Source organism: Aliiroseovarius crassostreae, assembly GCF_049803815.1.
Lineage (GTDB): Bacteria > Pseudomonadota > Alphaproteobacteria > Rhodobacterales > Rhodobacteraceae > Aliiroseovarius > Aliiroseovarius crassostreae_A.
In genome coordinates this window covers 116,045-122,172 of sequence record NZ_JBNAGI010000009.1, presented here as the reverse complement: position 1 = coordinate 122,172, position 6,128 = coordinate 116,045, and the positions used below count along the sequence as shown (strand labels likewise).

Sequence of the window (6,128 nt, the reverse complement as noted above, 5' to 3'; positions counted from 1 at the left end):
GGGGGGCGACTGTCGGAAGGGAGTCATCTGCCCGCGCTGTTTTCCGGGGCCGATCTGCTGACGCCCAACCTGCCCGAGGCCGCTGTGCTGACCGGATTGCCCGAGGCGGTGACCCCGCAAGAGATCGAGGCACAGGCCCGCGCGCTGCTGGCGCAAAGCGGGGCGCGGGCCGTGTTGATGAAAGGCGGGCATGGCACCGGGGATCTGGTCACCGATTGGATGGTGACGGATCAAAATGCCACCCCGCTCATCGCCCCGCGCCTGCCCCATGGGCGGCGCGGCACCGGCTGTGCGCTGGCCACGGCAATTGCTTGCCGATTGGCGGTGGGGGATGTGCTGCTTTCTGCCTGCGATGCGGCGAAAACGCTGATTCATCAATGGATTGCCCAAGATGTGACCCCCGCCTTCTGACCCGGCGGAAAAGCAATTCTTTGCCGAAGGTGCAATTCAGGTGGTGGCCTTGCCGCGAACCCGCTAGATTGCCAGAAAGAGCTGCTTTGGAACCGGGAATTTGCTGTGATCCGCGCGCGTTTTCAATTGAGCGCTATATTCGCCGGGCCCCTATTGGGCCTGTGTCTGGCTTTGGCACCTGCAACGCCTGCTTTTGCGTTGGAAGAGGTGTCTGTTTTCGTGGCCGGGGATGACGGGACCCTTCAGGAGGCGTTGGAAGCGGCGTCGCTGTCGATGAGCGTGTTGGAACGCGACAATGCCGGTGATGCCACTGTACGCGAGGTGCTGGCCGCGGCCCTTGCCGATTATGGTCGCATGACCGAAGCGCTCTATGCGCAGGGCCATTATGGTGGCGTGGTGAAGATCAAAGTGGATGGGCGCGAAGCGGTGGCCATTCCTCCTTTTTCGCCCCCCAGCCGGATTGACAGGATATCGATTTCCGTATCTCCCGGCCCGGTCTTTCGCTTTTCGCGGGCCGATGTGACACCGATGGCGCCGCAGGGCGCGTTGCCTGACGGGTTCAAACGCGGCGAGGTGGCGCAAAGCACGCTGGTTCAGCAGGCGCTGGACGGGGCGGCGGATGGGTGGCGCGATGCGGGATATGCCAAGGTGGCGCTGACCGCGCAACGTTTGACCGCCAATCATGCGGATCGCACGCTGGCTGTGTCCCTGGCGCTGAACCCCGGCCCGAAAGTGCGCTTTGGCAAGCTGATCCAGACCTCTGAAAGCGGCGTGCGCGCCGCGCGCATTCAACGCATTGCGGGCCTGCCTGAAGGCGAGGTGTTTTCGCCCGAAACCCTGCGCAAGGTCGCCACCCGGCTGCGTCGCACCGGGGCCTTTGCTTCGGTGGCGCTGAGCGAAGGTGAAACATTGCGCGATGGCAACGTGATGGATATTGGCCTGGCCCTGGTCGATGAAACCCCGCGCCGGTTTGGGGCCGGGGCAGAGCTTTCCTCGATCGAAGGCGTGACCCTGACCGGGTTCTGGCTGCACCGCAATTTCCTGGGCGGGGCAGAACGGTTCCGCGTGGACGGCGAGGTGGCCGGGATCGGCAGCCCCAGTGGCGAGGATTTCCGGCTGAGCGCCCGTCTGGACCAACCCGCCACCTTTGGCCCGGACACGGGCGGCTTTCTGCTGGCCAAACTGTCTTATGAAGATGAGCCGGGGTTCATTTCGCGCAAGGCGGAACTGGGCGGCGGGGTGACCCGGATCTTTTCGGACAGTCTGGAGGGGGAAATTGGCGTTGGTCTGAGCTATTCCGAAACCACCGATTTCCAGGGCGAGCGCCGGTTTTTCCTGATGACACTGCCCGGGGCGCTGACATGGGATCGGCGCGATGACGAACTGAACCCGGCCAGTGGGTTTTACCTGCGCGCCGAGGCCACACCGTTTGTGTCGCTGGACACGGGCGGGGCGGGGGCCAGCGCCTATCTGGATGGCCGTGCGTATCGGGCCTTCGGGGATCGGTTTGTGCTGGCAGGACGTGCCCAGGTGGGGACGGTTTTGGCGGCCAATGGCTCTGACATCCCACCGGATTTTCTGTTTTATTCTGGCGGCGGCAATTCTGTGCGGGGACAACCGTACAAATCGCTGGGCATTGCGCAGGGCGCGGATCTGACCGGCGGGCAGGCCTATCTGGCCGTGTCGGCAGAGCTGCGGGCCGAAATCACCGATACGATCGGCGTGGTTGGGTTTTTCGATATGGGGCATATCGGGGAAACCGGATTTTTTGACCGCGAGGACACCTGGCACAGTGGCGCCGGGCTTGGCCTGCGCTATCAGACGCCGATTGGTCCGCTGCGTCTGGATGTGGGTCTGCCGGTCACGGGCGACACCGGAGATGGGGTGCAGGTTTATCTTGGCATAGGACAGGCGTTTTGATCCGGTTTTCGCATATCGTTCAAGCGCTTGTTGCGGCCACGCTGCTTGCGCTCTGGCCGCAGGGCACCGCCGCGCAATCGGATCGCGAAGACCTAGATGATCGCGGTTATATTCAGGCCTTTCTTGAAGACAACCTGTCGGATGTGGGCCGTGATATTCGCATCATCGGCTTTTCCGGTGCCTTGTCCTCGCGCGCCACGATCGACCAGATTACCATTGCCGATGATGAAGGCATCTGGCTGACCCTGAACGATGTCGGGCTGGGCTGGAACCGATCCGCTCTTTTGTCCGGCGTGCTGGATATATCCGAACTGTCCGCCGAAGAGATCCTGCTGACCCGCCGTCCGATCCCCGTGGGCGGATTGCCCGCACCTGAAGCCAGCGGGTTTTCCCTGCCAGAGCTGCCGATTTCCGTGGATGTGGTCGGGATCTCGTCGCCGCGCATCGTGTTGGGCGAGGACCTGCTGGGGCAGGGGGCCGTGCTGCGCCTGAAGGGCGAAGCGCATCTGAGCGGGGGCGAGGGGCGGGCCACGTTCCTGCTTGAACGCACCGATGGCAAGGATGGGAAATTCTCGCTCGAAGGGCTCTATAGCAACACCACCACCCAAACGGTTGTCGACCTGCAGCTGGAAGAAGAAGAGGACGGGATTGCCGCAAACCTGTTGAACCTGCCGGGTCGCCCTTCGCTGGCCCTGTCGGTTCAGGGCGAGGGGCCGTTGCATGATTTCACCGCGGATCTGGCACTTGCGACCGATGGGCAGGATCGGCTTTCCGGCCAGATAGAGCTGACCGGGCAGGCCCCGTCGGATGACCCCAATGCCCCCGCCACCGATCAGGCGTTTCGCGTCAATCTGTCGGGCGACATTGCCCCGGTGTTTGTGCCGGAGTTCCGCGAATTTTTCGGGGACAATATCAACCTGACCGCAAGCGGTTCGCGCGCGCCAGACGGGGCGCTGCAGCTTGATCAGATGGATCTGAAGACCGAGGCGCTTGTGCTGGCGGGGTCGCTTGCCCTGTCGCCAGACGGCTGGCCGGAACGCTTTGCCCTGACCGGGCGCATTGCCCATGACGATGGGGCGCCGGTGCTGTTGCCGATGTCGGGCCCCCGGACGCGCATCAAGGGCGCGGATCTGGACCTGTCTTATGACAGTGCGGATGGCGAAGACTGGACCGCGCGGCTGGTGATCGCAGATCTGACCCGCCCGGATCTGACGCTGAACATTGCCCAGGTGTCTGCAGGCGGCGCGTTGCGACGCGGCGATGGCGCGGCCATTGGGGCGGTCACCGGGGCGTTGACCCTTGCCTTGCAAGGGATTGCCCCAAGCGATCCGGCGCTTGCCAAGGCCATCGGCCCGCGGCTGTCCGGTCGCATGGGATTTGACTGGCAGGAAGACGCCCCCATCCGCTTTTCAGACCTGTCTTTGACAGGCAGCGATTACGAGCTGACCGGCGCGGCCACCTTGGCCGACCTCAAGACCGGCGGGGTGCTGGACCTGAGCGAGGGTTTGGCGCTTACCGCCTCTGATCTGTCGCGGTTTGACGATCTGGTGGGGCTTCCCCTGCGCGGCGAAGCCGCCCTGACCCTGCGTGGCTCGGCCAACCTTTTGGGCGGCGCGTTTGACCTGCGCCTGTCGGGCGAGACGCGCGCCCTTGCGATCAACCAGCCCCGGATTGATCCGATTTTGGCCGGGGTCGGCTCGCTCGACCTGCTGGCCATCCGCGATGAAAACGGCACCCGTATTGCGCCCCTCACCATCCGCACCGATCTGGCGGAAATTGTGCTGTCGGCGGATTTGAAGACGGATGCGACCACAGGCCAGTTTGACCTGGATCTGAAAGACACCTCTGCCGTGGAACCCGGCCTGACCGGCGCGCTGAAGCTGACCGGAACCGTGCAGCAAAAGGGCCAGCTGTGGATGCTCGACACCAAAGGCACCGGCCCCGGCGGCGCAGAGATTTCGGGCGATGCACGTGTCACGATTGGCGAGGACGGCCCCGGGGTGGCCAAAGGCGCGTTGCGCGCCAAGATCGCCTCGCTTGTGCCCTATCGTGGCCTGACCGGTCAGGCGCTGTCGGGGTCCATGACGCTTGCGGCAGAGGGTGATGGGGATCTGCGGGACGGGTCCTTTAACCTGTCGCTGTCCGGGAACGGGCAGGACCTGTCGATTGGTCAGCCGATGCTGGATCCGTTGACGCGCGGCGCCAGCACCCTGACCCTGACCGCCCACCGCGACGCGGATGCGCCGGTGATGCTGGACGCTTTGAACCTGAACACCGCCGAAGTGACGCTTGAGGCCTCGGGCAGCCTGGAAGACGGGCGCAATGTGCTGGATTTCAAGGGGCAGCTGCGCGATCTGGCGTTGCTGGCCGGAGAGGTCTCTGGCCCCTTGCGCGCCGAAGGACGTGCGGTTCTGGCCGGGGAAAGCTGGGATGTGAACCTCCGCGGGGAAGGCCCCAACGACACGCGTCTTCGGGTGGATGGGCAATTGGCCTCTGACGGGTCGCGCGGCGATCTGGACATTACCGGATCGGCGCATCTGGCGCTTTTGAACCCAATGATCCGGCCCCGGCTTTTGTCCGGTCTGGCCGGGATTGACCTGCGCCTGTCCGGCCCCTTGGCCCTGTCGTCGCTCAGTGGGAATATCGCTGTTTCCTCGGGTCAGCTGGTGCTGCCCACCTATCAGATCGCGATGAACCTGCCGCGCGCCAATGTGGCGCTTGCGGGGGGGCAGGCACAGGTGGATGTAACCGCGCTGGTCACCTCAGGCGGCACCATCACCGCATCGGGCCCGGTTTCGTTATCGTCTCCTTTTAATGCCGATCTCGCAGTGCGTGCCAATGCGGTGCACCTGTCGGATGGCAATATCTATGACACCACGCTGGACGGAGAGGCCCGCCTGTCGGGTCCCCTGGCCGGAGGGGCCAGCATTCGGGCCGATCTGGAGCTGGGTGCCACAGAAATCCGCGTGCCCGAAGCCACCCCCAGCAGCCTGCCGGTGATGGAAGGGCTGGTGCATGTCAATGAACCCGCTGCGGTGCGCGCAACGCGCAAGGCTGCCGGATTGATTTCCGATGGCCCACCGCCGGCCCCGGCGCGCGCCTATCCGTTGGATATCCGCCTGTCGGCCCCGTCGCGGGTCTTTGTGCGCGGGCGTGGGCTGGATGCCGAACTGGGCGGAGAGCTGCGCCTGTCCGGGACCAGTGCAAATGTCATCCCGCAGGGGCAGTTTAACCTGATCCGTGGGCGGTTGGACATTCTGGGCAAGCGGCTTGACCTCACCACCGGGCGGGTCAGCCTGCGGGGCGGCTTTGACCCGATACTGCTCTTTATCGCCGAGGCCAAGACCGACGAGGCCGACATCAGCATCACTGTTGAAGGCCCGGCCTCCAGCCCAACCGTCACCTTCGCCTCGTCGCCTGACCGCCCGCAGGACGAGGTGCTGGCGCTTCTGCTCTTTGGGCGAAACATCACCGAAATCTCGCCGCTTCAGGCGCTGCGCATGGCGGCGGCGGTGCGCACCCTTGCGGGCAAGGGGGGGGAAGGCATCATTGGCAAATTGCGGGGATCTTTCGGGTTGGATGATCTGGATGTCAGCACAGATGCGGATGGCGTGGCCAATCTGCGTGTGGGCAAGTACATTTCGGAAAACATCTATACGGATGTGACCGTGGGATCGGATGGCACCAGCGAGGTGAACCTGAATCTCAATCTCAGCCCGTCTTTTACCGCACGCGGCAGCGTGACCTCGGATGGCGAGAGCAAGCTGGGGATCTTTTTCGAACGCGATTACTGACGC

The 6,128-nt window shown here is 64.2% G+C and carries 3 protein-coding genes; all 3 read left to right on the top strand.

Annotation, left to right across the window (positions count from 1 at the left end; all coding sequences use genetic code 11):
* Positions 1 to 411, top strand: a 411-nt coding sequence (locus ACP15V_RS17210) for a bifunctional hydroxymethylpyrimidine kinase/phosphomethylpyrimidine kinase (protein WP_424944945.1), incomplete at its 5' end; no start/stop codon positions are given.
* A gap of 126 nt (positions 412 to 537) precedes the next feature.
* A complete protein-coding gene (locus tag ACP15V_RS17205; protein ID WP_424944944.1) occupies positions 538 to 2,331 on the top strand; it encodes an autotransporter assembly complex protein TamA in 1,794 nt (597 codons plus the stop codon).
* Entirely contained in the window at positions 2,328 to 6,125 is a 3,798-nt protein-coding gene (locus ACP15V_RS17200) for a translocation/assembly module TamB domain-containing protein (RefSeq protein WP_424944943.1), read from the top strand. Before ACP15V_RS17205 ends, ACP15V_RS17200 begins: the two co-directional genes overlap by 4 nt.
* Positions 6,126 to 6,128: the final 3 nt, after the last annotated feature.